General features: G+C 56.3%; 19 protein-coding genes and 1 tRNA gene. 4 read left to right on the forward strand and 16 right to left on the reverse strand.

Going from position 1 to position 22,904, the window contains the following annotated elements:
- Positions 1–16 precede the first annotated feature (16 nt).
- On the reverse strand, positions 17–904 hold the full coding sequence (locus AC2FCQ_RS19185; protein ID WP_490308876.1) for a LysR family transcriptional regulator: 888 nt from the start codon (positions 902–904) through the stop codon (positions 17–19).
- Positions 905–1,078: 174 nt separating this feature from the next.
- Between AC2FCQ_RS19185 and AC2FCQ_RS19190 the strand changes: the two genes are divergently transcribed.
- A complete protein-coding gene (locus tag AC2FCQ_RS19190; protein WP_490308837.1) occupies positions 1,079–2,608 on the forward strand; it encodes an MFS transporter in 1,530 nt (509 codons plus the stop codon).
- A 23-nt stretch (positions 2,609–2,631) separates the two neighbouring features.
- Here the strand turns inward: AC2FCQ_RS19190 and AC2FCQ_RS19195 are convergent, their stop codons facing one another.
- From AC2FCQ_RS19195 to AC2FCQ_RS19205, 3 genes are all read right to left on the reverse strand, one after another.
- Entirely contained in the window at positions 2,632–4,242 is a 1,611-nt protein-coding gene (locus AC2FCQ_RS19195) for an MFS transporter (RefSeq protein WP_490308836.1), read from the reverse strand.
- Positions 4,235–4,663, reverse strand: a complete 429-nt coding sequence (locus AC2FCQ_RS19200) for a DoxX family protein (RefSeq protein ID WP_209635972.1) — start codon at positions 4,661–4,663, stop codon at positions 4,235–4,237. The genes AC2FCQ_RS19195 and AC2FCQ_RS19200 overlap by 8 nt, the downstream gene beginning before the upstream one ends.
- 277 nt (positions 4,664–4,940) lie before the next feature.
- Entirely contained in the window at positions 4,941–6,131 is a 1,191-nt protein-coding gene (locus tag AC2FCQ_RS19205; protein WP_209635974.1) for a sugar transporter, read from the reverse strand.
- Between the two features lie 249 nt (positions 6,132–6,380).
- On the opposite strand from AC2FCQ_RS19205, the gene AC2FCQ_RS19210 reads away from it, so the two are divergent.
- On the forward strand, positions 6,381–7,067 hold the full coding sequence (locus AC2FCQ_RS19210; protein WP_209635976.1) for an aspartyl/asparaginyl beta-hydroxylase domain-containing protein: 687 nt from the start codon (positions 6,381–6,383) through the stop codon (positions 7,065–7,067).
- Here the strand turns inward: AC2FCQ_RS19210 and AC2FCQ_RS19215 are convergent.
- The 5 genes from AC2FCQ_RS19215 to AC2FCQ_RS19235 all read right to left on the reverse strand — a co-directional run bounded on the left by AC2FCQ_RS19215 (position 7,064) and on the right by AC2FCQ_RS19235 (position 12,198).
- Complete coding sequence (locus tag AC2FCQ_RS19215; RefSeq protein WP_209635978.1) at positions 7,064–7,780, reverse strand: ABC transporter ATP-binding protein; 717 nt, start codon at positions 7,778–7,780, stop codon at positions 7,064–7,066. The two genes, AC2FCQ_RS19210 and AC2FCQ_RS19215, sit on opposite strands and share 4 nt — an antisense overlap.
- Positions 7,777–8,652, reverse strand: a complete 876-nt coding sequence (locus AC2FCQ_RS19220; protein ID WP_209635980.1) for an ABC transporter ATP-binding protein — start codon at positions 8,650–8,652, stop codon at positions 7,777–7,779. The genes AC2FCQ_RS19215 and AC2FCQ_RS19220 overlap by 4 nt, the downstream gene beginning before the upstream one ends.
- Positions 8,649–9,935: a high-affinity branched-chain amino acid ABC transporter permease LivM gene (gene livM, locus AC2FCQ_RS19225; protein ID WP_490308835.1), complete on the reverse strand. Its 1,287-nt coding sequence runs from the start codon at positions 9,933–9,935 to the stop codon at positions 8,649–8,651. The genes AC2FCQ_RS19220 and livM overlap by 4 nt, the downstream gene beginning before the upstream one ends.
- A 10-nt stretch (positions 9,936–9,945) precedes the next feature.
- Positions 9,946–10,860, reverse strand: coding sequence for an ABC transporter permease subunit (locus AC2FCQ_RS19230; protein ID WP_044552474.1), 915 nt, complete (start codon positions 10,858–10,860; stop codon positions 9,946–9,948).
- A 219-nt stretch (positions 10,861–11,079) separates the two neighbouring features.
- Positions 11,080–12,198 carry a branched-chain amino acid ABC transporter substrate-binding protein gene (locus AC2FCQ_RS19235; RefSeq protein WP_209635985.1) on the reverse strand — a complete coding sequence of 373 codons (1,119 nt, stop codon included), beginning with the start codon at positions 12,196–12,198 and terminating at the stop codon, positions 11,080–11,082.
- A gap of 547 nt (positions 12,199–12,745) precedes the next feature.
- Here AC2FCQ_RS19235 and AC2FCQ_RS19240 point away from each other — a divergent pair.
- Together AC2FCQ_RS19240 and AC2FCQ_RS19245 are read left to right on the forward strand one after the other, a co-directional pair.
- A tRNA-Asn gene (locus tag AC2FCQ_RS19240) sits at positions 12,746–12,821 on the forward strand.
- A 161-nt stretch (positions 12,822–12,982) separates the two neighbouring features.
- Positions 12,983–14,257: a tyrosine-type recombinase/integrase gene (locus AC2FCQ_RS19245; RefSeq protein ID WP_490308834.1), complete on the forward strand. Its 1,275-nt coding sequence runs from the start codon at positions 12,983–12,985 to the stop codon at positions 14,255–14,257.
- Positions 14,258–14,576: 319 nt separating this feature from the next.
- Here AC2FCQ_RS19245 and AC2FCQ_RS19250 read toward each other — a convergent pair whose 3' ends face one another.
- The 7 genes from AC2FCQ_RS19250 to AC2FCQ_RS19280 all read right to left on the reverse strand — a co-directional run bounded on the left by AC2FCQ_RS19250 (position 14,577) and on the right by AC2FCQ_RS19280 (position 22,643).
- Positions 14,577–15,797, reverse strand: coding sequence for an MFS transporter (locus AC2FCQ_RS19250; protein WP_490308833.1), 1,221 nt, complete (start codon positions 15,795–15,797; stop codon positions 14,577–14,579).
- Between the two features lie 336 nt (positions 15,798–16,133).
- The gene (locus AC2FCQ_RS19255; RefSeq protein WP_490308832.1) at positions 16,134–16,859 is read right to left on the reverse strand and encodes an NADPH-dependent F420 reductase; all 726 of its coding nucleotides are present in this window, start codon (positions 16,857–16,859) and stop codon (positions 16,134–16,136) included.
- Between the two features lie 29 nt (positions 16,860–16,888).
- Positions 16,889–18,187, reverse strand: coding sequence for an NTP/NDP exchange transporter (locus tag AC2FCQ_RS19260; RefSeq protein WP_490308831.1), 1,299 nt, complete (start codon positions 18,185–18,187; stop codon positions 16,889–16,891).
- Between the two features lie 24 nt (positions 18,188–18,211).
- Positions 18,212–19,150, reverse strand: coding sequence for an aldo/keto reductase (locus AC2FCQ_RS19265; RefSeq protein ID WP_490639896.1), 939 nt, complete (start codon positions 19,148–19,150; stop codon positions 18,212–18,214).
- A gap of 21 nt (positions 19,151–19,171) precedes the next feature.
- Positions 19,172–20,305: an MBL fold metallo-hydrolase gene (locus AC2FCQ_RS19270; RefSeq protein WP_490308830.1), complete on the reverse strand. Its 1,134-nt coding sequence runs from the start codon at positions 20,303–20,305 to the stop codon at positions 19,172–19,174.
- Positions 20,305–21,441, reverse strand: coding sequence for an MFS transporter (locus AC2FCQ_RS19275; RefSeq protein ID WP_490308874.1), 1,137 nt, complete (start codon positions 21,439–21,441; stop codon positions 20,305–20,307). Before AC2FCQ_RS19275 ends, AC2FCQ_RS19270 begins: the two co-directional genes overlap by 1 nt.
- Positions 21,442–21,650: 209 nt before the next feature.
- Positions 21,651–22,643 carry an aldo/keto reductase gene (locus AC2FCQ_RS19280; RefSeq protein ID WP_062792381.1) on the reverse strand — a complete coding sequence of 331 codons (993 nt, stop codon included), beginning with the start codon at positions 22,641–22,643 and terminating at the stop codon, positions 21,651–21,653.
- Between the last annotated feature and the right edge of the window lie 261 nt (positions 22,644–22,904).

The following is a 22,904-nucleotide window of genomic DNA, read 5'->3' on the forward strand; positions in this document are numbered from 1 at the left end:
CACTTAGGCGGGCTTTTTATTCCTTTTTTATCGGGAATAACCGTTCACTAAGAAAATCGATAAAAACGCGCAGTTTGGGGGCCAGGTATTTGCTGGAGGGCCAGATGACCCGGAAAGATCCCTGATGCTCAACGAAACCTTCCAACACCTTTTGCAGTTCACCGCGTTGCAGCGCCACCTTCACCATAAAATCCGGCAGGCAAGCGATGCCCAACCCGGCTTGCGCCACCGGCAGCAACGCTTCTGAGGTATTGCAGATCATGGTCGCCGGCAGCTCAGACAAGGCAAGATCCCGCAGTGGCCAGGGCTCAAGCCGCCCTGTGGTAGGGAACTTGTGCTGCAAGCAGGCATGATTGAGCAAATCTGCCGGCTTCTCCGGCTGACCGCGTTGTTTTAAATACGCTGGCGACGCCACAAGCACTAACTGAAAGCCGCCAAGCCGCCGCGACACCAACCGCGAATCCGTCGGCTCACCGGTACGTACTACCGCGTCAAATCCCTCTTCAACGATATCCACCATGCGATCGGAAAAGTCGACATCCAGCGCAATGTCCGGGTACTGGTGCATGAAATCGGTCAGCACCGGCATCATCAGCCCACTGACCAGCGGCAAACTGACACGCAGCTTGCCGCTGGGTGTGCCACGGCTGTCGGCCAGTTCGAGTTCGGCTGCGGCCATCTCTGCCAGGATCCGGCGGCAACGCTCAAGAAACAGCGCGCCTTCTGCCGTCAGCGTCACGCTACGTGTACTCCGGTGGAAAAGACGCACCGCCAGCCGTTGCTCCATACGCGCCACACTCTTGCCCACCGCGGATGACGATACGCCCAACTGCCGCCCTGCATCGGAAAAACTGCGCGTTTCTGCGACCTGCACAAACGCCTGAATGCCATTAAGACTGTCCATCACATACGCTTCCTTATTCAGGACATTTTTGTCCGATATCTATGGAAATTTAGCCTATTTTTCTTCGATGTGGGAGAGATTACCTTGATGGCAACGCAGTCACCGCCGTGACACGGCCCCTGACACTGCACAACTCCCGCTTGCGGGCTTTCCTACTCCATGCAGATGAGCACCATGACGCAAATAACCTCCACCGCAGAGCACACTGAGATTCGGGCATGGCTACAATTATTGGCCGCCTGCCTGACAGGTATCCTTATTCCCCTGAGCTTCACCGGCCCCGCCGTGGTGTTGCCCTCCATCAGTCATTCACTGGGTGGTAGCGCCGTGCAGCTGAGCTGGGTCGTAAATGGTTATATCCTCACTTATGGCAGCGCAATGATGGCCGCCGGCAGCCTGACCGACATTTATGGCCGTAAACGCGTCTGGCTCTTCGGGTTGGCTGCATTCGGCCTTCTGACGATGATGATCCCCCTAGCCCCTTCGGTGGTGGGAATCGATATTTTACGGCTGGCGCAAGGTCTGGCAGGCGCGGGGGCTTTTGCCGGGGCGATGTCGTCACTGGCGCAGACGTTTCATGGCGCGGTGCGCACCCGGGTCTTCAGCCTGTTGGGCACCACGTTCGGCATTGGTCTGGCTTTCGGGCCGTTAGCATCGGGTTGGTTAGTGGTGACGGCAGGCTGGCAATGGGTGTTTTTCGCCACGGCGCTGATTGCTGTGGCGGGGTTGGTATTAGTGGCATTCAGTGCAACAGAGTCCCGCGATCCCAATGCGGCAGGGCTGGACTGGCCCGGTGCCGTTAGTTTTACCGCTGCCTTGGCCTTGTTCACCTACGCGATCCTGCTCGCCCCTGAAAACGGTTGGGGCAGCCTGTCGGTGGCCGGTTCACTGTTGCTGTCGCTGGGGATTTTTATCGCATTTGTGTTGATTGAACGGCGAGTCGCACGGCCGATGCTCGATCTGACGTTGTTCCGCAGTACCCGCTTTATTGGGGTTCAGGTGCTGGCAACCACACCGGCCTTCTTTTTTGTGGTGTTGATCGTCCTGTTGCCCGGGCGTTTTATTGGTATTGATGGGCAGAGTGCCCTCGAAGCCGGTAAAAACATGATTGCGCTGGCGGCTCCCCTGCTGTTCGTGCCCTTCCTTGCCGCACTACTGGCACACCGTTTTACTTCCGGCGTACTTTCAGGGATTGGACTGCTGCTGGCCGCTGCCGGGCTGGGCTGGTTGGGCCATGCGTTGGCGGCAAATGGCAGCCATGACTTGATAGCACCGATGCTGTTGATTGGTATCGGTATTGGCCTGCCCTGGGGATTGATGGACGCAATGGCCGTCAGCGTGGTGGAAAAAGAACGGGCAGGTATGGCGACCGGCATTTTCAACGCAGTGCGGGTTTCGGCTGACGGCATCGCCATTGCAATCACCGGCGCGGTGCTTGCCATACTTATTCAGGGCGGCTTGTTTGCTGCACTCCCCGGCGTTACCGACACCCAACAGATGATAGAGGCAGCCAACCGCGCCGCCCTCGGCGACTTGAACAGCGCAACCACCCTGCTACCTGGACAGCGCCAATTAACGCTGCAAATCTACGATCAGGCCTTCCGTCACTTGCTGTATATACTGGCGATCGCCTCTGCCGCAACGGCACTCTTGATCTTTATGCTCCTGGGGCGCTTACATGCCCACGACGGTGCGGCGGAGTAAATAGCCCCCGCCGCAGCCGTTGATTACTGCGCCAGGTGCCGCAAGTCGAGTGACAGGAAATGATGGACCTGCGGTTTTTCCGGACCGATATGGAACTGTAATGCCGCTTGTTGTAAATCAGCATCAGCATGTGAAACCCGCTGATGCTGACGCAGGTGCTCAGCCCAGGACTCCACCATAAACCACTCCATAACACACAGAGGATCGGCGGTATGCTCGGTCAGGCCCCAGGCATAGGCACCGTCGCGACGGCGCACACGTGAAAGCTGCTGTAGCGTCCGCAGGAACTGTGGACGATCTTCCATCCGCACGCGGTACTCTATCTGGATCATCACTGGCCCGCGATCGTTCTCTACCGGCGTGTTGAGCAAGGGTTCCGGCCAATGGTTTGACGGTTGCAGATCGGCTTCGCCCTCCGGCAGACGAATACGGTGAAATGCCACTGAAATCACCAACAATCCAATGCCGCCCGTCAGCAGCGTGGCGGCCACGCCGATCTCTTGAGCAATTAACCCCCACAGCAAACTACCGGCAGCCATCGCACCGTTAAACACCATCAGATAAATCGCCAGCCCACGCCCACGTACCCAGTTTGGCAATACCCCCTGCGCGGCCCCATTCAGTGAGGTCAACGCGATAATCCAGCCCGCGCCCAGCGCCAACAGCAGCAAGACCGCCAGCCACTGTGGAGGGGCTAATGACAACAGTGCCATCACCGCCGCAGTAATCACCGCCGCCAACAGCACCAAGCCATCGGCATTCAACCGCTGGCGCAGCCGCGGCAACAACACCGCACCGCCTATCGCACCGGCCCCCACGGCACCCAACAGGATGCCGTAGAAACCGGCGGTACCACCCAGCATCTGTCGCGCCACTAATGGCAACAGCGCCCAAACCGAACTGGAGAACACAAAGAACACCGCCGCCCGTAACAGCACCACATGCAGCTCACGGCTGGCGCGGGCATAACGTATGCCGGCGCGAAAAGCGCCAAAGAAATGCTCGGAAAGGCCGTTATCTTCGACCTTGGGTCTGCGCCACCACAACAGGGCAGCGACGACAAACACATAGCTAAGCACGTCCGCGCCGTAGGCCGCGCCAGCGCCAAAGCTCGCCAGCAACAAGCCCCCCGCCGCCGGACCAATGGCACGGGCGATGTTAATCCCGAGCGAGTTCAGTGCAACCGCATTTCTGAGATCGGCACGCGGCACCAGCTCGGGCACGATAGATTGCCAGGTCGGCCCCATCAGTGCCCCACCAATACCGCCGATAAAGGTCAGCACCAACAAATACTCAACGGTCAGCGCACCACTTTGCGACAGCAGTAACAAGGTGCCACTGACGCAGGCCAGTAGAATCTGGACAAAAATAAGGAAACGACGACGGTCGAGAATGTCTGATAGCACCCCAGCCGGGATCGCCAGCAGGAACACGGGCAGCGTGGCAGCCGTTTGCATCAACGCTACTGCCGACGGATTAGAGGATAAATCCGTCACCAGCCAGGAACTGGCGACGTCACGCATAAAGCTGCCAACGTTGCCCAATACCGTGGCCCCCCACAGCACCGCAAATACCGGGATCTTCAGCGGCGCGAAACCGCCGGGTGCTGCTTTGCTCTCAACCGATTCAGCCATCGTTATGCTCCTTGAGGTCGTAAAGTGCCACCAGCAGCAATGCGCCCGCCAGCCCAATGTGTTCAAAAAATCCGTTCATTCCGGTAAAGCGCTCCGGCGGGCTCATTTCCCAAAAACGATTGGCCATCAGCGTGGCGGCCAAGGTGAATCCGGCCAGCGCCAACGCGCCCAGCCAGCGGTAAAAACCCGTCAGGATCAGTGCCGAGGCCCCCAATTCAAGCACAATCACCAGGCTGGCAAACAACGCCGCCGGCTGCAGGCCAAAATGGGCCATCTCCGCCATCGCCCCGTTAAAATCCAGCACTTTGACCAAACCGCCCTGAATGTAGGCGGCACAAATTGCCGCGAGTATTAAGCCGCGGATAAAGGGGGTATTAAGAAAGGAAATTCGGGTGCCATCTTGCGTGGTCGGCGGGCTCATAGATCGTCTCCCAGTCGTGGTATGAGTACATTTTCCGGGTCAAGATTAAGGCAGGAGAGAAAGCCGTGATAACGGAATTATTTTCGCATGATCGCCAGTTTTTTTACTGAAGATACCGGCCTTGTCTCAGTGCACAACGCCGGTTAAGTCCGTCAGATATTTTCCAGATCGCTGCTGCGTGTTTTGGGACCGAATACCCCAATGAGCACCATCACAATCTGCATGCTGGCAACGATAAGCACCAGCAATGCGATGGCCACTATCAGCAAGAAGGCCATTAACGGATGTGATGGTGTTGGAACCGCTCACTGCGATAGAAGTTTAGCAGACACCAGCCCAGAGCAATCAACGCCAGCGGAGCTGCGACAAAGCCAATGTTGCCCATACCCAGATGCAGGCTGACCTGGTTACCCAGCAATGCCCCACCACCGATACCGAAGTTGTACAGCCCGGAGTAGATCGACATTGCTACGTCAGTAGCGTCCGGTGCCAGGTTCAATACCTTGGCCTGCATCGACAGGCCAATCGCCATGATTGCCATACCCCACACGGCAAACAGCAGCGTCAGATGGTTTTCATTGCCGGAGGCCGGTAACAGCAACAGCAGACTTAACATCAGCAACGCGATGGCGCCGATGAAAAAGCCCGACGGGAAACGTTCGCTAAAGCGGCTAAACAGCAGGCTGCCAATGATACCGGCGGCACCGAACAGTAGCAGCATCAGCGTCGTGAAGTTTTCTGACAGCCCAGCCACGGTCTGAATAAAGGGTTCGATATAGCTGTAAGCGGTGAAATTCGCCGTCACCACAATGATGGTCAACATATACAGGCTGACCAGCGCCGGGCGCTTAAACAGCATGGGTACGCTGGCCAGTGAGCCAGAATGTTCGCTCTTCAGCACCGGCAACAGACGCCACAACAGCACCAACGCCAGAGTGGCACAAACGGCGATACCGATAAAAGTCATACGCCAGCCCAGGATCTGGCCAACGATACGCCCCAGTGGCAGGCCAAGTACCATCGCCAGTGCGGTACCGCCCGCCAGCAAGCTCAGCGCCTGCGCTTTCTTGCCTGCGGGTGCGACGCGGATCGCCAGTGAAGCGGTGATCGACCAGAATACGGCGTGGGCCAAGGCGACACCGGCACGGGAGATCACCAGCGTGGTGAAGTTCCATGCAACGGCGGTCAACACATGGCTGGCGATAAACAGAATGAACACGCCGATCAACAGTTTGCGTCGTTCAATCTTGCTGGTCAGCAGCATGCACACCAGTGAGAAAGCCGCAACAATCCAGGCATAAATCGTGATGATCAACCCCACCTGCTCGGTCTGCATCGAAAAGCTTTGGGCGATATCGCTCAGTAACCCTACCGGAATAAACTCGGTGGTATTGAAGATAAAGGCCGACACGGCAAGAATGACCACGCGCAACCAGGCGGTTGAGCGAGAGACCTGAGTGTGTTCCATGTTAAACGGGATCCGGGCAGGTGCGGGAAGTAGCGATATTTTAACCAATTGGTGGGGTAAATGCGATACGCGTCACACTTTTATTGGGGTGTTTTTTTCAACTGCTTTTTGCCACTTATGGCCTATTGGTCGGCAAGCCTTTAGCGGACAAACGTGTTATACCGAAGAATTAATCATCCGGCAGGCGCATATTAAACAATAATAATATCAAGAGACGGCGAGAAATCTGGTTACTCTATTGAGGTCACTATGTCAGCTATCTATGATTGGTCCGTGTTGTCATTACGCCGTATTTACGATCGTCGCATCAAGGGCGCTCCCGTGCTCGACAGCACACGCCTGTTTCCTGATGCACAACGCTTTACCGACCAGTGGCCACAGATCCGTGAAGAGGCGCTGACCGTGGCGGAAGATCTGCGTAATATCCCGCGATTTCACGAGATTATGATCGAACAGGCGTCGATCTCCGACAACGATGCACGCGACTGGCGGATGTTTATCATGAAAGCCTATGGCCAGCCGATTACGCGTAATCTTGCACGCTGCCCAACGCTGGCGGGTCTGATTGCCTCATCCCCCGACGTTCTTTCCGCTTCGCTATCATTCCTGGCGCCCGGCAAACAGGTGCCGGCACACCGTGGCCCGTTCCGGGGCATTCTGCGTGGCTATCTGGTGTTATCGATGCCTAAAGGTGCCGATGGCCTGCCTGCCGCCGTGTTAAAAGTGGACGGGCAAGAATACCGGCTGAACGAAGGAGAATTTATGCTGTGGGACGATACCTTCGAACACGAGGTATGGAACGACAGCGATAAGGTGCGTACCGTGCTGCTGCTGGATATCCGCCGCCGCGATTTATCCACCGGGCTGCGGATCCTGTCCAGTGGCATCATTGCACTGGTGCGGCTGAACGTGCGCTGGATCCAGCGCCAGTTCTAAGCACCGCCCAGGTAGGCTTTCCTCACCTCAGGGTCGTTTAACAGCTCTGCGCCGCTGCCGGTCAGGCGGATTTGCCCGTTGACCATCACATAGCCGCGATCGGACAGCTTCAGCGCATGGTTGGCATTCTGTTCCACCAGAAACAGGGTCATGCCGCCGCGGGTTAATTCCTGCAAAATGCTGAAAATCTGTTTAACGATGATCGGTGCCAGCCCCAGGCTCGGTTCGTCCAGCAACAGCAGTTTTGGCCGGCTCATCAGAGCCCGGGCAATCGCCAGCATTTGCTGCTCGCCACCGGACATGGTCATCGCCCGCTGGTTACGCCGCTCTTTCAGGCGGGGGAACAGATCGAACATACGGAGCAAATCTTCGTCCACATAGCGATTGCCAATGGTGATGGTACCCATCAGCAGGTTTTCCTCCACGCTCATGTCCGGGAAAATTCGTCGCCCCTCGGGTGCCTGAGCAATACCGCTGCTGGCAACGTAGTGGGTAGAGCGCTGGCTGATATCTTCGCCACGGAACAGGATCTGCCCGCCGCTGATACGTGGCTGGCCGAAGATCGACATCAGCAACGTCGACTTACCCGCCCCGTTGGCGCCAATAAGCGCCACCGTTTCCCCTTCGTTCACCTGTAACGAGACCTGCTGCAACGCCTGGATCGGGCCGTAAAACACGTCCACGTTGCGAAACTCCAACATCACATTGCTCATCCCGCCAGCTCCTCTTCATCCGCACCAAGGTAAGCGGCGATCACCGAATCGTTATGCTGGATCTCTTTCGGCGTACCTTCGGCGATCACATCGCCGTGATCGAGCACGATCACCCGATCGGAGATCTCCATCACCATGCCCATATCATGTTCGATCAACAGCACCGTGATGCCGTGATGCTGACGCAGAAAACGGATAATGCGGCTCAGCGTTGCCGTCTCTACCGGGTTCAACCCGGCGGCAGGCTCGTCAAGGCAGATCATTTCCGGCGTGGTGCACATTGCCCGGGCAATCTCCAGCCGCCGCTGCTGGCCGTAGGACATCTCGCCCGCCAGCCGGTTGGCGCAGTCCACCAGCTCCACCACCTCCAGCCAGTAAAAGGCACGATCCAGTGCCTGGCTTTCCGCCCGGCGGTAACCCGGCGTATTGAGCACACCGGCGATCAGGTTGCGGTTGCTCAACATGTGCTGCGCGACAAGCAGGTTCTCGACCACCGACATTTCGCGGAACAAGCGGATGTTTTGGAAGGTGCGTGCCAGCCCGGCGCGGTTGACCAAATGGGTGCCGCCGAACATTTTGTAGTAAACACGCGAGCCCAGCCGCTTCGGGTTAATCCAATCACCCGCATGGAATTTCTGCCCCAGCACCTGGATCACGTCGGTCGGTCGCTTGTGCGTATTAAGCAGAATCGCCCCGCCGGTCGCGCGGTAAAAACCGGTCAGGCAGTTGAACACCGTGGTTTTACCCGCGCCGTTAGGGCCGATCAATGCGGTAATCGAACCGCGCTCCACCGCCAGATTCACGTCGTTCAGCGCCTTTATGCCGCCGAAATGCATCATCAGATGCTCAACCTGCAAGATAGGATCGCTCATGGCTCCACCCCCTTGCGCGGTACAAAGCTGGTACGGCTGATACGCACCAACCCACGCGGCCGCCAGATCATCATCGCCACCATCAGCACGCCAAACAGCAGTACCCGGTATTCGGCGAAGCTCCGCAACAGCTCCGGCGCCACCGTGAGCACGAACGCGGCCAGCACCACACCGATCGTCGATCCCATGCCCCCCAGCACCACGATTGCCAGAATCAACGCCGATTCAAAGAAGGTGAATGAAGTTGGGTTAACGAAGCCCTGATAGGTGGCGAAAAATACCCCGGCCAGCCCGGCGGTGGACGCCCCCATCATAAAGGCCGACAGCTTCACCAATACGTGGTTGAGCCCGAGCGATCGACAGGCAATTTCATCCTCGCGCAATGCCTCCCAGGCGCGACCGATCGGCATGCGCGTGAGCCGGTGCTTGATGTACAGCACCAACAGCACCACAAGGAACAGCACGGCATAGATAAAAATAAACTTCAGATTAGGGTTATAGGCAATGCCGAGGAATTCGTGGATCGGCACGCCGCCGTCCTTCGCCCGCCGCCCAAACTCCAGACCAAAAATCGTTGGAGCCGGTACCGAGACACCGTTTGGCCCACCGGTCAACGACATCCAGTTATTCAGCACCAGGCGGATAATTTCCCCGAATCCCAGCGTGACGATCGCCAGGTAGTCGCCGTGCATGCGCAATACCGGGAACCCCAGCAGCGCACCGGCCAACGCCGCCATCAATGCCCCCAGCGGCAACATCGCCCAGAACCCCAACCCGAGATACTGGTAGCCCAGCGCCAATCCATAGGCGCCAATGGCGTAGAATGCCACATAGCCCAGATCAAGCAGCCCAGCCAGGCCAACAACGATGTTCAACCCCAGCCCAAGCAACACGTAAATCAGTCCCAGTATCGCTACCGTCAGCAGATATTTAGTGGCTACAAACGGGAACAATAGCGCGATCACCGCCATTAACGGGATGATCCAACGCAGGCTAGTTTTGGCCCCAATCGGCCGGACATAGACACCGTCATTACCGCCGTCAAAGCGCGTTAATAGCTTGCGCCCCGGCGCGGTTTGCAAAAACAGGCTGAGCAACAGCCGCCCAGCCATCACCGCCGCGATAATCCACACCAGCCGGCGTGGCTCAAAGTTGAAGCTGTAACCGTTCAGAACAATACCGACGATCGGCCCGAACACGATTAGGGCGATCAGCCCGGCCAATACGGCATCCAGCAGGCTGCGTTTAACGTTCAGCCCTTGGTGAACCCTAGATTGCGACATAATTTATCCCTCAAACCTTAGCAACCATGGGGCGTCCGAGCAGGCCCTGAGGGCGGAAAATCAGGATCACCACCAGCAGGCCGAAGGAAAATACGTCTTTGTAATCTGAGTTCACCATGCCGGCAAATTGCGCCTCCGCGACGCCCAGCAGCAAGCCCCCCAGCATGGCGCCGGGCAGCGAACCGATACCTCCCAACACTGCGGCGGTAAAGGCTTTAATACCGATGATAAAGCCGACGTAGAAGTCAAAGGTGCCGTAGTTCATGGTAATCAGCACCCCGGCCAAACCGGCCATCGCAGCGCCAATCACGAACACCAGGGAGATGACCCGATCGGTATTGATACCCAGAATGGACGCCATCTTGCGATCCTGCTGGGTCGCACGGCAAATACGCCCCAGGCGGGTGTGCTGAATGATGTATGTGAGGATGGCCATGCCCAGCAGTGAGGCGACCAGGATAAACACCTTGGTGTAGGTGATTTGGATCACCCCGCCGTCAAAGTTGAGGCGGAATACGCCATCCAGCAATGTCGGAATCCCCTGCTGGCGTGGCCCCTGGCTGATTTGCGCGTAGTTTTGCAGGATCAGCGACATACCGATAGCGGAGATCAACGGCGCCAGACGCGTAGAGTTGCGCAAAGGTTTGTAGGCGATACGCTCGATCACCCAGCCATATACCCCGGTGATCACAATGGTAAACACCAGCGTGCCGAGGATCAGTAATGGGAAGGATTGCAGACCAAAGAATGACAACAGTGCCAGCCCGATGGCACACAGATAGGCGGAGATCATATAGACCTCGCCGTGGGCGAAGTTAATCATGCCGATAATGCCGTAAACCATGGTGTAGCCGATGGCGATCAGGCCGTAAACTGCGCCGAGCGTCAGGCCGTTGATCAACTGTTGCAGAAAGAAAACATCCATAATGAGCAGTCTCGCCTGGTGGGACCGCAAGCACATGCAGACGCGGCCCAAGGGAAGTATCGGCGCGGATCCGCGGATCCGCTTATGCGTTAATCCTCAATGGATTTCAAGTTACAGTTAGGCGACAAGTACGTGAGTCCCCAGAAACTTAGGTCCACTAAGTGACTGGGGTGAACGTATGCAGCCAACAACGCTGTGGCTTGAAAGACGCAGAGGATTTTAAAGTTGGTGATATTTGCCTTTATCATCCCACTGATAGACCACGTAATCCGATACCTTCAGGTCGCCCTTCTTGTCCCAGGCCTTTTTACCCATCACGGTATCCACATCATGCGACTTCAGCCATTCACTGGCCTTGGCACTGTCTTTGCCCCCGGTCGCGTTGAACGCCGCAGCGATCGCCTGAATAGAAGCGTAGGAGTAGAGAGTGTAACCTTCAGGTTCAAAACCGCTGGCGCGGAACTTGGCGATCACCGTTTTGCCTTCCGGGATCAGACGCGGATCGTTACCGAAGGTCATCAGCACACCGTTGGTGTACTGCGGCCCGCCGGCAGCGGTCACCAGCTCTTCAGTCACGATGCAGTCACCGGAGAAGAACTTGGCGGTCACCCCCTGTTCACGCATCTGGCGCACCAATGGCCCTGCCTCTGGGTGGCAACCGCCAAAATAGACCACGTCAGGTTTGACCGACGCAATTTTGGTCACCAGTGCGTTAAAGTCTTTTTCGCCGCGCGACAGCCCTTCATACAGCACTTCCTTCACGCCGCGCTTGTTCATCTCCGCCCTGGCGGCATCCGCCAGCCCTTGGCCGTAGGTGTCTTTGTCGTGGATGACCGCAATGCGTTTGGCCTTCAGGGTGTTCAGCATGTAGTTGGTGGCGATCACCCCTTGCTGATCGTCACGCCCGCACATGCGGAACATGTTGGCCATGCCGCGTTCGGTAATTTGCGGGTTGGTGGAACCGGGCGTGATGGCGATAATGCCGGCCTCGTCATACACCTCGGAGGCGGGCATGGTGGAGGATGAGCAGAAGTGGCCCACTACCGCAGCGACCTTGTCCTGATCCACCAAGCGGTTGGCAACGGCGACCGCCTGTTTGGGTTCGCAGGCATCATCCCCCTGAACCAGTTTGATTTTTTCCCCTTTAATCCCGCCGGCGGCGTTAATATCCGCTGCCGCTTGCGAAGCACCACGCCAGTACTGATCGCCATAGGTCGCATTCGGCCCAGAGAACGGCCCGGCGACGCCGATAACGATATCGGCCTGAGCATAAAAAGCAGAACCTAAACAACCGATAAGCAGAGCAGCGAGCGGACTTTTAATCAATTTAGATGACATTGTTGTTTTCCTCAGCACTGTTTTTAGACCCCAAATAATTGGCGCTGTATCAAAGCGGCGATAACACCGATACGGCTTCAAGTCTGACGGGTATAGCGGAACGCCCAGGGGCGTGCACCAGTCACTTTATGTGTAGACGGCGAAAATAATTTGCGCGAGAGCGCAGTCGCATTCCACGCATTTAAACAAGCAAAAATCTAGCCATTGTGACGGCCAATACATATTTTCTGTTCATTCATCCTACATATCGGAGGGAAAATGCGAGGTTTCAGCACCCTCAGGAGGTTTCCAGTGGGGTATTTCAGGGTAAAAATCGCTATCGTTTTCACCGCGCGTTCACGCATATACCGCCTCTCGCACCTTAAACGTGCAATGATCGGTGCAATAACGACGACAGCAATGTTGGATGATAAACCGCGCGAATAAACAAGATGAGTGCCGAAAAACAACGCAACATGCTCATTACGACAGCAAACGCACTTTTTTCGCAGTTTAGTGCTTTGACAAAGCCGCACCACCCCGTTATTATTCGCCCCGTTCACACGATTCCTCTGTAGTTCAGTCGGTAGAACGGCGGACTGTTAATCCGTATGTCACTGGTTCGAGTCCAGTCAGAGGAGCCAAATTCTTGTTTTCATGCCGCTTTGCGAATCCCTATGTAATTCAGATTCAATAAGTTAGCGTGAAAGGTCTTCCCGATGCATTTTCAGTTTTCCCTCCGCATCGGGAGAATTTGGTGGTCAGATTTGGGGTCAAGTTGGTTCGATGACGGAGTGACCCCCAAATGTCTCTTAACGACTCAAAAATCCGCAACTTAAAACCATCCGCTAAACCTTTCAAAGTTTCCGATTCTCACGGTCTGTACCTGCTGGTTAATCCAGGCGGTTCACGTCTCTGGTATCTCAAATATCGTATCAATAAAAAAGAATCCCGCCTCGGCTTAGGTGCCTATCCTGATGTCTCTCTGGCTGATGCTCGTCAACAGCGTGACGGTATCCGTAAGCTACTGGTGCAGAATATCAACCCAGCACAACAACGCTCCGCTGAAAGAGCCACTGCGTTGCCAGAAGAAACCTTCAAGTCTGTTGCACTGAGCTGGCATAAAAGCAACAGAGCATGGTCTGAGAATCATGCCGTCCGTCTGCTCGCCAGCATGAATAACCATATTTTTCCGATCATTGGGCATCTACCTGTCTCTGAACTAAAACCACGTCATTTTATCGACCTGCTGAAAGGGATTGAGAAAAAAGGTCTGCTGGAAGTGGCGGCACGCACTCGACAGCATATGTGCAACATCATGCGTCATGCCGTGCATCAGGAGCTGATAGATAACAATCCGGCGGCAAATCTGGACGGTATCATCGCCCCTCCGGTTAAACGCCACTACCCTGCCCTTCCGCTGGAACAGCTACCAGAACTGTTAACCCGTATTGAGAACTACCAGCAAGGACGAGAATTAACCCGCCTGGCAGTCTCACTTACCCTAAATTTGTTCATCCGTTCCAGCGAACTGCGTTTTGCCCGTTGGTCTGAGATCGATTTTAGAAACAAAATCTGGACCATTCCTGCCACTCGCGAGGCAATCCCCGGTGTCCGCTATTCCGGGCGTGGAGCGAAAATGCGCACACCGCATATCGTTCCTCTCTCCAGCCAGTCCATCACTATTCTGAAACAGATACGGGAAATATCCGGGCATCAGGAGCTGGTATTTCCGGGTGATCATAATCCGTATAAGCCCATGTGCGAAAACACGGTCAACAAGGCACTACGGCTGATGGGCTATGACACGAAAGATGAAATTTGTGGTCACGGATTTCGGGCAATGGCCTGTAGTGCCCTGATGGAATCTGGCCTGTGGTCACAGGATGCCGTTGAGCGTCAAATGAGCCATCAGGAGCGCAATAGCGTTCGAGCAGCGTACGTTCATAAAGCGGAACATCTCGATGCCCGCCGTGCAATGATGCAGTGGTGGTCGGACTATCTTGACAGAAGCAGAGTGGAATTTGTGCCACCCTACCTTTTGTCCATGAAAGGCACTATGCCTGAAAGAAAAAGATAAACAGAACCGTTAACTGGAAGGTCAAGTAATAAACATAGCCCTAGTCACAGCTATGTTTATCCTGTTGGTGCAACATGTATATAATCTGCGCAGGTTAGTTCTGGGCAATAAAACGTAAATCTGCATTTCAGCTTACGGCCCCTACTTGCGCATTTAGTGGAATGTTATGAATATGATTCAGCTATCAATCAATACATTCGATCTGCTTCGCCCATTGATGAAGATATCATTAGCATTGTTATCTCCAACAACTCCCTAGACGTTCCCTGAAACATTCGGCTCACAGATGTCTCTGGGCCGAGCTCGTCTAGCTTGCCCCTTAATGGTTTGCATGCGCCCGAGGCCCGGGCTTAAACGAAAACCGGTAAGAAGTAACCACTACGGCCAGTCCGACTGCGATAAGCAACAGAGCCAACCAGGGAAACGCAACCACGCCGACATGCTGGAGAAGCATGCCGCCGAAAAAGCCACCTCCAGCGATCGCGGCGTTCCACACCACTACCGTCAATGATACAGCGACGTCGGCACCTTCACCTGCCGCATCCGCTACTGCCGTAACAAGCAGGGTTGCTGCCCCACCGAAGGTTAAACCCCAGATGGCTGTAGATATATATACAGCTGTGCTTATGTCCGCCCAGATCCCCATAACAACCAGCCCAAGGCTAAATACCACTAAACTGGCTAATGTCGCGGTGCGAAGATGTCGATCAACCAGTCGGCCAATGAGACCGATACCGCCGAGCGCGGCCACACCGAATACAAGCAACACCACATCGACCTGACTGGCAAGGCCAGCCTGCGCAACGTAAGGCGCTATATAGGTATACAAAATGTTGTGGGCAAGCATCCAGGTAAGTATCACGACCAGAACTGGACGTACGCCTGGTGTACATAGGACCTGCCACAACCCCAAATGTTTGGCACGCGTCTGGCCCGGAAAATCGGGCAGCATCAACAGTATCCAGACTACTAGCGCGACAGTGAACAGCGACATGCCATGGAAGGCCATCCGCCAACCGACCAGATGGCCGAGCCACGTGCCAGCAGGGACGCCGATAGACAGCGCGATGGGCGTACCGAGCATTGCTACCGCGACAGCACGACCCTGCAATTCGGGTTTGACCAGCCGGCGCGCATAGCCCGCGATCAGACTCCAGGATAGTCCCGCAGCCACACCAGCCATGAACCTCACGAAAAGAGTGAAGATATAGTCCGTCGAAAGGGCTGTGGCAATATTGAAGATCAAGAAACCAAAGACCGCAGTGAGAAGCGTCATGCGCCGACGCCAATGTTGAGTAATGATTGTCAATGGAAGAACCGCAAGCATCGACCCGAGCGCATAGGCAGTGACCAACTGTCCAGCCTGAGACGGTGAGATCGCAAGCCCAGCAGAAATCTCTGGCAACAGTCCAGCTGGCAATGTCTCAGTCATGATGGATATGAGCCCCGTCATAGCCAGAGCCAGAAGTGATCCCAGAGGAAGTCCTTCGGCACGCAAATGCTTGCCTGAAGTAGACGACAAAGAGTGAGGAGGTGACACGTTTAAAAATCTCCATTATTAAGAGTTAATGACTATCGGTGGTATCTCGGCACCATGGTGCCGAGCTGCGGTAGATAGGTTCATTCAGTTGCCAACAACGTTCAGCAAGCAATGCAGCTCTGGTCAAAATAAATAAAACCTCGTGCGACCCAGAAGTGTGGCGCACTCCATCACCTCCGCTTTCTCTGAATGATTCATACCGTTGTGCCAGATGTAGCGAACACTCGGGCGTTAAGCGAGTCCCGGTGAAGACGAACTTTTGCACCTGTCGTTCTTTAGAGTTTGGTCATTACATCGCAGGTATCACAGATGTTGGCAGTTTCAGCAACACAAGCTCTAGTTACCGACTGGCATACCCAGGCGGAGGCGCAGTTCAGGAGCGGTCAAATGCGCACGCCATCCTGGTCCGCCCTGTTGGAAAGCAGAGGATGCAGCCAGATTCCCCACTACAACAGGGTCCAAACCTGCGTCACGCACAAGACCCGTGGCGACCTGAATAGCCTGATCATCATCACTGGCGATCGGCATACCGATGCGCCCGCCACGACGGGTTCCAGACGTCTCAACCACACCGGCATCCACACAGCTAAAAGCCCGCACCAGACGCGCATCAGCAAAGTACTTGCGCACCGTCTGCGCGACGCCATTCTCCCGAGCTTCACGGTACACTTCGCTGTCGCTTGGCCCCCAGGGGTTAGTCGAATCGAGCACCACTTTGCCGGCATACTGTCGACGCAGATCGCGTCCTACCTGAGGGATTGCGACGAAGGGTACCGCGAGCAACAGGACGGTGCCAAATTCGGCAGCTGCTGCCGGCAGCCCAACGGAGGCGCGCGGCCCCAGTTGCCGCACCAGGGATTCAAGCTCCTCTGGATGGCGGGAAGAGAACATGACTTCGTGTCCAGCCTTTACCCACAGGCTGCCGACAATACCACCCAGTGAGCCAGCACCGAGCACACCGATCCGCAGCGGCTCAGCCGCCTGCGCGATACCGCGAAGAAGCCAGGGTACAGCGGCCACGACGCTCATGGATTGCAAAAGCTTTCGGCGGGAAATAGTCATTTCAAACTCCTCTTGGTCAATATCGTCTGTCAGGGTTTGCCTGCTATCAACACTGGACAAGCCTGTGCTTCCAGACGTTGGTGGGTTCGGCCCAGCCATAGACTCAGCACGAACCATGCAACAGACAAGGGAATGGCAACGATAGCCATTTGCCCGAGCGCGAGCCCCACGCCTAATAACCCTGCATAGCTCCAGCTTGCGACCTGGTCCCCACCGCGGTAGACGATAGTGTCGATGAAGTTCTTGGCCTTGTAACGATCCTCGCGGTCGCTGGATGTAAATAGAATTTCGCGTGCGGGTCGGGCAATGGCGAAGTTAGCGGCCCGGCGTGCGACCTGAACCACCACCAGGACCAGGGCGCTTGGACTTGCGGCAAGGGCGACAAAGCCTGCCACGCTGATCAACGGCAGGATGCAAAGCGTCGTCACAATACCAAGCCTGGCGATCAGCCGCCCGGTGAGGAATAGCTGCAGGAACAGCGTGATCGAATTAACCAGCAGGTCGATGTTGGCAAAGAAGGCGGTGCGTGCTGCCCGATCAGGGAAACTCGCCTGGACGATGCTGGCCTGCTGGAAGTACAGAAACGTCGAAGTGATGGAATACAGCAAGATAAAGAGAGCAATGCCAGCCAAATAGGGCGAGCGAAGTGTATGCAGGAAACCTGCAAATATGCCGCCACCCACCGGTTTTTCGGCGTCCTGATGACGACCGGGTTGTTCAATCGTTGCCGCAGCGAAGGAAAGCCTGTGCGACGCCACGATGGCAAACTCCAGGAATATGACAGCCACGCAGATCAACCATGTACGCCCTACATTCTCGACGAGCAAAGTGGTGAGCGCCGAACCCAGAATACCGCCGATCGTCGCGCCGGCAGTCAGGATGCCAAACAATCGCTTGCCCTGCTCACTGTCAAAGATGTCCACGATGAAGGACCAAAAGACCGACACCACAAACAGATTGAACACCGAGACCCAAATGAAAAATGCACGGCCGATCCACACCTGCCAGTCTGCATAAGCAAACTGCAGCAGGAGTGTGAAAACCACCAGATTGGCCGCGAAGAAGTGGTACGTAAGAGCAATAAACTGATTGCGAGGCAGTTTGCGTACTGCCAGGGCAAACAAAGGGCTAACCACCAGCATGGCAATCAGAGTACCCGTGAACAGCCACGGCAAATTGTCTACGCCGCTGGATACACCCATCTCATCGCGGATCGGGCGAAGCACGTAATAGGCGAGGAACAGGGATACCACATATAGCATCGACCAAAAGACCGCCCGTGCTTCCTGGGGCCTGATCCCTGTCAATCGCTGTAAGAATACTGCCATCGGTCAATCTCCCTCATATTGCACTCAGACCGGAAAGGCCTGCTCGAGTAATGCGAGGTCTTGGGCGTCGAGCGACAATGTCGCAGCGCGGGCATTCTCGCGTATGTGGCTCGCAGACCCGGATTCAGGTATCGAAATGGTGGCCCCGTCGCGCAGGGTCCATGCGATAGCGATAGCCGCGGGCGTCACACCGTGCTTGCTGGCCACTTTAGCCAAAGCCGGATTCTGCAGGAGACGCCCGTCGCTACCCAGAGGTGAATACGCCATCAGCGGGACGCCGTGCTTCCGGCTCCAGGGGATCAAGTCACGCTCGATCCCGCGACTGGACAGGCTGTATTCCACCTGGTTGGTCGCACAAGCCTTACCACCTGCGACAGAGAACAGTTCTTCCATGTCTGAGACATCGAAGTTGGATACACCCCAACGGCGAATAAGCCCGTCACGCTTAAGCCCTTCGAAGGTATCGACCACCAGTGCCAGATCCCTGGCCTGCGAACGCCAGTGCAGCAGGTAGAGATCAAGATAATCGGTACCCAGGCGTTTGAGACTGTTGACGCAGGCACTGCGAATACCGCGTGTCGTGGTTGCATTGGAAGGCAATACTTTAGAAACCAGGAAAACCTCGGCGCGCCGACCGGTAATGACCCGGCCGATCATTTCCTCGGATGCCCCGCTCCCGTACATCTCTGCAGTGTCAATCAGGTTCATGCCCAGCGAAATGCCCGTGCGCATGGCCTCTTCCTCCTGGGCTATCGGACGTCTGCCCTGCCCAAGCCGCCAGGAACCCATACCAAGCGCGGGAACGCTGCTGCCATCGGGCAGGCGGACCCTGCGCGTACCTGTCGCGGTAGGGGCACTACTATTACTACCCCCACCCGTTTGAGCCATGGCAAAACTGCCAGCGACCATGGCGGAAAGGCCGAGAAGGGCGACTTGTCTGCGTGTCATTGATTGAAAGTTCATAGTCTGCTCCAACGGATCGGATCAGTGAGTTTTCACGGTCTCCCACCAGGGGGAGAATTCTTGCGGACGGCCATCAAGGTAAACGGGCTGTCCAATAACCGGCGTCCATAACGCATAACGATGTTGCCGGGTTGCTACTGCGATCCGTCGAAATGGATCGTCCCAGTCGTGCGGCGCAATCGAAAAGCGCCCTACATGCCCGGGGGTTAGTACGTGAGTTCCGAGCTCCTCAGCGGCCTGCGCCGCCTGCTCGGGCGTCATGTGCACATTGGCCCAGCGTCTGTCGTACTGCCCCATATCCAGCGCTGCCCAATCAAAGGGGCCATAGCGCCGGCCAATTTCGGAGAAGTGCGGGCCGTAGCCTGAATCACCACTGAAAAAAATCCGATGCCGGGATGTCGTCAGCGCGAAACCGACCCACTGGGTCTTGTCGCGCGTAAAAGCTCGGCCGGAAAAATGGCGCGCGGGTGTAGCATGAACCTGCAGTTCCGGGCTTGCCTGGACAGGCTCGTACCAGTCAGCTTCATGCACCTGGCGGCTGTTGTAACCCCAGGCTTCCAGATGCGCACCGACGCCTAGACCCACGATGGCCTGCCTGACCCTGGGCTGCAGCGCAGTCACGGTCGGATAGTCCAGATGGTCGTAGTGATCGTGACTGATCAGCAGCACGTCGATCTCTGGAACATCATCTACTCCGTAGACGTTAGTTCCTTCGAAAGCAACGTTCGCCCGCATTACCGGGGCAGCGTTAGCACTAAACACCGGGTCGATAAGGATACGTTGGCCATCCAACTGTACGAAGTACGAAGAGTGTCCCAGCCAGACAACCAAATCCTGGGTAAGATCCAGCGCTTTAAGATCAGTCCTTATGGCCGGAATTGCAGCCGGCGGGTGCGTACTGTTCTGCTTATTGAAGGTGCTTAGCCAAAGCTCAAGCTGGGTTTCATCGGTCGTCAGCAATGGCGTCTCGATCTGGTTACGGAACGTCCCGTCCACCTGATTGCCAGACTCGCGGATCCGGGCAAGCCGTTCTCCGTCGGGGAGCTTTCCAAACAGAGGATGCTGCAGATACGCGAGTCCTGCCAACGCACCACCGCCGATCAGCATCAGACCGGTAAGAAACAACCTGCTCATTCGGAATCGACGCTTTGCCATCAGCCTTGTGCCCCCTGCGCCGCGACAGTGCGCGACGTTAGGTACGTCAGCCCGGACGACATCAGCAGTACAGTCGCGCTCGCAACAAAGGTTGTTTTGTAGCCACCAGCGTCAAACAGCAACCCACCCACGGTCGAGCCCAGCGCGATCGCCAGTTGGACCACCGCCACCATCAGGCCGCCACCGAGCTCAGCATCCTCGGGCATAGCTTTTGCGACCCATGTCCACCAACCAACGGGCGCGGCAGTGGCGACAAGTCCCCATAGGCCCAGCAACACCGTCACGGCTGCGGCACCACTCCCGAATGGGATCAGGGATAAAGCAATCACCGCCATACAAACGGGAATGAGGATCAGTGTTTGATAAAGACCGCGTCTGAGAAACACACTGATCAGCGCCGTACCGATAACGCCAGCCACACCAATCGTCAACAGGATGAGTAACAGGGTCGAGACCTGCGTATGTGTAACATTCTCAAGGAAGGGACGCACATAGGTATAAAGTGCGAACTGCCCCATGAAGAACGCACCACAGGCAGCCATACCAACTGCAACCGAACGCTTCCTGAGCAGGCCCAATACATTGACCGATCGCACTCCACGAGGCTGGGCTTTCATCGCTGGCAAACTAACCCACTGCCAGACCAACACAATCGCTGCCACGGGAACAAGGCAAAAGAACGCGCCACGCCAGCCGATAATCGTGCCCAGATAGCTCCCCAGGGGTGCGGCGACCACCACCGCCAGGGCGTTGCCTCCGTTGAAGATTGACAGCGCTTTGGGTACCTGACATGCAGGAACCAGCCGCATCGCCGTCGCGGCTGACATCGACCAGAACCCACCGATAACCACACCAATGAGCGCACGACCCATCATGTATGTCGCATAGTTGTGAGCAAACGCGACGACGGTACCCGATACAGCCATCAACACAGTCATGACAAGCAGCAGGGTCTTTCGATCCATATTGCCCGCAATGGCTGCAATTGACAGACTGGTCAGGACCGCGAATGCGCCAGAGATGGCAATACCCTGTCCTGCCATGCCCTGAGTTACGTGCAGATCCTGCGCGATCGGCGTCAGCAGGCTGACGGGCATGAATTCCGACGCGACCAGCGCGAAGACGCACAATGACATCGCGACGACACCGCTCCAGTAGGAAGGCTTCACTGGGGAGCCTTGGCGGTCGGCAATGCTGGCCGAGACTACTGCTTCATGTTGGCTGTCCATCAAATCCTCATAATTCTTAGTACTGGCAATCCGGTGAAACAAAAGTGAAGATCGTGCCTCCTTCACGGACAAACACGGCGTCATGGGGATTAGAAAACTAACGTTTGCCGATCAGATCAGTTGTCTTTGCCGATTTGATCCATCTCAGTGGCGTTCATACGCCCTCCATGTACCCGCAGTTTGGCGAACGCAGCGTCTATTTCGCGGAGGTCATCAGGCGTCAGGTTTACCTGAATCGAACCCAGATTCTCACGCAGGTGGTCGATTTTTGTCGTGCCAGGGATCGGGACGATCCAGGGCTTTTGTGCCATCAACCATGCCAGCGCAATCTGCGCACGTGTCGCCCCTTTCTTCTCGCCAAAGGCCTTGAGAAAATCGAGAACGGGCTGATTGGCGCGAATGACCTCGGGAGTGAACCGCGGGAATCCTTTGCGCAGGTCACTCTTGTCGAAGCTGGACTGAACGTCGACCGGCAATTTTCCAGGCAGGAAGCCCTGGCCCAGCGGTCCCCATGGTACGAAACCGATGCCCAGCGCCTCACACGCCTGCAGCACACCGTTATGCTCCACGCTGCGTTCCATAATCGAGTATTCGCTTTGTATTGCCGACACCGGCTGCACCGCATGCGCACGATGAATGGTTTTAGCGCTCGCCTCGGAGAGGCCAAAATGCAGTACCTTGCCCTGCTGGATAAGGTCCTTGATAGTGCCAGCCACATCCTCGATCGGTACGGTCAGGTCGACCCGATGTTGGTAGTACAGGTCAATGCGGTCAGTCTTGAGACGGCGCAGAGACTCCTCGACCACGCGGCGGATATGCGCTGGTCGGCTGTCCAGGCCATTGGTACCATCGATTTTGAAGCCGAACTTAGTTGCGATGACCACGTCGTTGCGCACAGGGCCCAGGGCTTCGCCCACCAGTTCCTCATTGAGGTAGGGGCCATAGACCTCGGCAGTATCGAAGAACCGAATGCCCCGGTCGTAAGCGTCACGGATGACGCGGATGCCTTGGGCGCGATCCACACCCGGCCCGTAGGGTCCGGCGGTGTTCGTCATGCAGCCGTAGCCCAACTCCGACACCTCCAGGCTGCCTAGCTTACGTGTTCCGATCGCGTACTGCCCGCTGATGCCTCGTGGTGCCGACTGCGCGGCAGCCAGGCCGGACCAAACGGCACCGATGGGGAGCGCCGCGGCTGCAGCGGCGGCCCCAGCCACCTTAAGAAATCCGCGACGCGCGGGATTTCGTGCCACCTCGCCCGAATCTGCGTTGTTGGTTGGTGATGAAGTCATGGTTGCGATACCCCTAAAGTTGAGAATGAAAGACCCGTACTTCCGCGCCAAATACAGTCTGAAACGTTATAACGCTCGGCC

It is taken from the genome of Serratia sp. CoH_134_PS_4, assembly GCF_058190535.1.

Bases quoted from the DNA above. Each gene is read 5' to 3' on its own strand.
- AC2FCQ_RS19245 (WP_490308834.1), top strand. From the start codon at position 12,983: ATGTCTCTTAACGACTCAAAAATCCGCAACTTAAAACCATCCGCTAAA.
- AC2FCQ_RS19220 (WP_209635980.1), bottom strand. From the start codon at position 8,652: ATGAGCGATCCTATCTTGCAGGTTGAGCATCTGATGATGCATTTCGGC.
- AC2FCQ_RS19200 (WP_209635972.1), bottom strand. From the start codon at position 4,663: ATGAGCCCGCCGACCACGCAAGATGGCACCCGAATTTCCTTTCTTAAT.
- AC2FCQ_RS19195 (WP_490308836.1), bottom strand. From the start codon at position 4,242: ATGGCTGAATCGGTTGAGAGCAAAGCAGCACCCGGCGGTTTCGCGCCG.
- AC2FCQ_RS19270 (WP_490308830.1), bottom strand. From the start codon at position 20,305: ATGGCAAAGCGTCGATTCCGAATGAGCAGGTTGTTTCTTACCGGTCTG.
- AC2FCQ_RS19255 (WP_490308832.1), bottom strand. From the start codon at position 16,859: ATGACTATTTCCCGCCGAAAGCTTTTGCAATCCATGAGCGTCGTGGCC.
- AC2FCQ_RS19230 (WP_044552474.1), bottom strand. From the start codon at position 10,860: ATGGATGTTTTCTTTCTGCAACAGTTGATCAACGGCCTGACGCTCGGC.
- AC2FCQ_RS19205 (WP_209635974.1), bottom strand. From the start codon at position 6,131: ATGGAACACACTCAGGTCTCTCGCTCAACCGCCTGGTTGCGCGTGGTC.
- livM (WP_490308835.1), bottom strand. From the start codon at position 9,935: ATGTCGCAATCTAGGGTTCACCAAGGGCTGAACGTTAAACGCAGCCTG.
- AC2FCQ_RS19215 (WP_209635978.1), bottom strand. From the start codon at position 7,780: ATGAGCAATGTGATGTTGGAGTTTCGCAACGTGGACGTGTTTTACGGC.
- AC2FCQ_RS19210 (WP_209635976.1), top strand. From the start codon at position 6,381: ATGTCAGCTATCTATGATTGGTCCGTGTTGTCATTACGCCGTATTTAC.
- AC2FCQ_RS19275 (WP_490308874.1), bottom strand. From the start codon at position 21,441: ATGTCATTGTGCGTCTTCGCGCTGGTCGCGTCGGAATTCATGCCCGTC.
- AC2FCQ_RS19190 (WP_490308837.1), top strand. From the start codon at position 1,079: ATGACGCAAATAACCTCCACCGCAGAGCACACTGAGATTCGGGCATGG.
- AC2FCQ_RS19185 (WP_490308876.1), bottom strand. From the start codon at position 904: ATGGACAGTCTTAATGGCATTCAGGCGTTTGTGCAGGTCGCAGAAACG.
- AC2FCQ_RS19265 (WP_490639896.1), bottom strand. From the start codon at position 19,150: ATGAACTTTCAATCAATGACACGCAGACAAGTCGCCCTTCTCGGCCTT.
- AC2FCQ_RS19260 (WP_490308831.1), bottom strand. From the start codon at position 18,187: ATGGCAGTATTCTTACAGCGATTGACAGGGATCAGGCCCCAGGAAGCA.
- AC2FCQ_RS19235 (WP_209635985.1), bottom strand. From the start codon at position 12,198: ATGTCATCTAAATTGATTAAAAGTCCGCTCGCTGCTCTGCTTATCGGT.